The sequence below is a fragment of the Vibrio sp. 10N.261.52.A1 genome (assembly GCF_002876325.1).
Lineage (GTDB): Bacteria > Pseudomonadota > Gammaproteobacteria > Enterobacterales > Vibrionaceae > Vibrio > Vibrio chagasii.
The window spans coordinates 1-3,163 of sequence record NZ_MCYD01000883.1 but is presented as its reverse complement, the minus strand read 5'-3'; the positions used below and the strand labels follow the sequence as shown (position 1 = coordinate 3,163).

General features: G+C 44.2%; 3 protein-coding genes. All 3 read left to right on the top strand.

What is annotated here, in order from left to right; translation table 11 throughout:
- The first annotated feature begins 286 nt into the window (after positions 1 to 286).
- The gene (locus BCT81_RS19080; protein ID WP_102425483.1) at positions 287 to 2,203 is read left to right on the top strand and encodes a heme lyase CcmF/NrfE family subunit; all 1,917 of its coding nucleotides are present in this window, start codon (positions 287 to 289) and stop codon (positions 2,201 to 2,203) included.
- Positions 2,184 to 2,738, top strand: coding sequence for a DsbE family thiol:disulfide interchange protein (locus BCT81_RS19075; protein WP_102425482.1), 555 nt, complete (start codon positions 2,184 to 2,186; stop codon positions 2,736 to 2,738). Before BCT81_RS19080 ends, BCT81_RS19075 begins: the two co-directional genes overlap by 20 nt.
- Positions 2,735 to 3,163 (top strand): cytochrome c-type biogenesis protein CcmH (locus BCT81_RS19070; protein ID WP_102425484.1); only part of this gene is annotated, 429 nt, incomplete at its 3' end. The genes BCT81_RS19075 and BCT81_RS19070, both read left to right, overlap by 4 nt.

The window sequence follows — 3,163 nt, the reverse complement described above, 5'->3', positions numbered from 1 at the left end:
AGCCGATAACGTAGTAGAGATACCCAGCAAACGTTGCCCGAAGGGTTCGGCTAAAAGCGTTTTACTCTTTGTTGAGGGAGATTTGCTTAGAACGACTAGGCTACTTCACCCTCGCCGCGATTAAAACGCTTTTATCTCGAACAAAATTTAACCTCGAAAGGTCAACACGCCCTATCAAGCAGATGTTGGATACTGAGCATCTGCTTACTCATTCTTTGTTTCTTTGAGTAAAGAAGCTAACTACGGTTTACTTGGTTCTGCTTAGGTAGATCCTGATTGAGGTGATATGGTCGGTTCTTTGGGGCTATTTAGTTTAATTTTGGTCGCTGTTCTTAGCAGCATTATCGCTGTGCATTCGATGTATCAAATGCTCACTAAACAAGCACAAAATGTGGCTTTAATTTGCAGTTTCTCCCTCTCTAGCGCTTTGTTTTCCATTGGCGCTATCGTTTTACTTGGCTATGCCTTTGTCAGTGACGACTTTTCCATCCTCTATGTTGCAGAACACTCTAATACTCAATTACCCACCTTCTTCAAAATGGCGGCTGTGTGGGCTGGACATGAGGGCTCATTGCTATTTTGGGTGTTAACCATTAGCTGTTGGTCGGGTGTGATTGCCCTACAAAAGCAATATTCTTCGGAGTATCAGAGCCGCGTATTGTGGGTGATGAATGTGTTACTCGCAATATTCGCGTGGTTCACCTTGTTTGCTTCGAATCCGTTTGAATTGAACTCCACCTTGCCACTTGAAGGGCGCGATCTTAACCCAATGCTGCAAGACATTGGTTTGATATTCCATCCACCTCTATTGTATTTGGGTTATGTGGGTTTCTCTGTTGTATTGGCATTTGCTGTGGCCGCTTTGCTTGTGGATCCGATTGAGTTCGATTGGGTCGCTCATTGTCGCAGTTGGTGCTTAGTCGCTTGGATCTTTTTAACCGTAGGGATCATTCTTGGTTCTTGGTGGGCATACTACGAGCTAGGGTGGGGTGGTTGGTGGTTCTGGGATCCGGTAGAAAATGCCAGCCTATTACCTTGGCTAACATCAACCGCTTTACTGCACAGTTTGGGCGTTGCTAAAGGTAAGCAGCAGTTGCTGAAGTGGTCACTTAGCCTTGCTTTCATTACGTTTTGTTTAAGTATCCTCGGTACTTTTATCGTTCGATCTGGCGTTCTCACTTCCGTTCATGCTTTTGCTGTTGACCCAACCAAAGGTATCGCGCTGTTGCTGATATTGGTTTTGGTGTTAGTGAGTTCGTTTTCTCTTCTTATAGTTCGTGGTGAATCATTCGAGTCGAATCCAATCACCAGTTTTGCTAGCAAAAGTTTTTTGAGCTTAGTCGCGGTACTTATATTTGTACTGGCTACGGCGGTGGTGGTGTTTGGTACCTTCTATCCAATGGTCTTTGAATTGCTTGGCCTTGGAAACATCTCAGTGGGCGCACCTTACTTTAATCTTCTTATTGCGCCATTGGCTCTGCTTGCGATGGGAGTGATAGGGTTAGCACCATTGCTCAGTATTAAACCTCAAGCATCGAAAGGTGTGGTTGGGTGCATTGCTTTGTTGTCCTCCGGATTTGGCTTGCTAACTTACATTTTGCAAGTAGGTACGATCCAAGTGATGGTACTACTGACATGGTCACTCGCCTTTTGGGTAGTCCTTACTCATGTTTACGGATTAGTGGTAACACGCGATTCTAAGTTTCAACGTAAAGTGTGGGTAATGACATTAGCGCATGTTGGCGTCGCTGTGTTAGCAGTAGGGGCTGCAATGAACAGTTACCACTCTTTTGAACGCAGTTATAAATTGAGTCCTGGGGAGCAGGTAGAGTTCATGGATTGGACGCTTTCGCACCAGGACACGGAGCTCTATGTCGCTTCAAACTTTACGGCTGAAAGAGCGATGCTTACGTTGCGCACCGGTGAGCGAGCGTTTTCTATCAATCCTGAGAGAAGACACTATCAAGTCAGAGTGATGAACATGAGTGAGCCTGCCATGAAGTGGTTCTGGCATGGCGATGTCTACATCACTATGGGAGAGAAAGTCGATTCAACAGCGTATGCATTTCGTGTTCAGTACAAGGCGTATGCACGCTGGATTTGGTTCGGTGGGCTGATTTCTATCTTAGGCGGATTGCTTTCACTGACTCATCGTAAAAAGAAAACCGTTAAGGCGTCACAGTATGCATACCAACGTTCGTAACAAACTTATCGTGCTCATTACGCTGGCACTGATCGTGGTGTTGGCATTTTTGTTTGCATTAGAGAATAAACAGCAAACCACCACAGTATCGACATCACAAAGAGTGTTCCCTGAATTTACATCGACGGCGTTAGTAGATAGTCAAAGTATCAAAGCGAAACAGCAGCTAACGCGAGCGGACATCACACAGCACGCTTATCAACTGGTCAACGTATGGGCATCATGGTGCGGGATCTGTAAAACGGAGCATGCGTATTTATTGGAGCTTCAAGACCAAGATATTCCAATTATTGGGCTTAACTACAGAGATAACCAGGCCGCTGCTATTAATGTGCTATCGAGTGATGGAAACCCTTATTCAAAAGTGATTAGCGATCCTCAAGGCAAGCTAGCGCTCGAACTTGGTGTAATAGGGACTCCAGAGACATACTTGGTTGATGCTAAAGGAAATGTTGTGAAGAAGTTAATGGGCGTAATTAACGAATCCGTGTGGCAAGATGAGCTTGCTTTTTATTTTGATGGTGTGGATGGATAATGAGATCTTTAGCCCAAATAATATTATTCGTCTCTATGATTATCACGATAAGTCTACCCGCATCCGCAGAAGATTTGTTTGTTCCCAGTGATAAGAGCACCAGCATACAAGTGGAACTTTTTGAGTTTGAAAGCCCCGACCAACAACAGCGCGCCATTGCTTTAGCAAAGACACTGCGCTGTCCGCAATGCCAAAACCAGAACCTGATTGAATCAAACTCTCCGATTGCAAAGGACTTGCGCCTTGTTGTATTTAATATGGTGAAAGCAGGGAAGAGTAATCATGAAATTACTCAATATATGACAGAAAGGTTTGGTGAGTTTGTACTTTATAAACCAGCGATGAGCGTTTCAAACTTATTACTTTGGCTGCTACCAAGCCTATTATTTTTGCTATTTATATATTTATCAGTAAAAAGTGTTAGA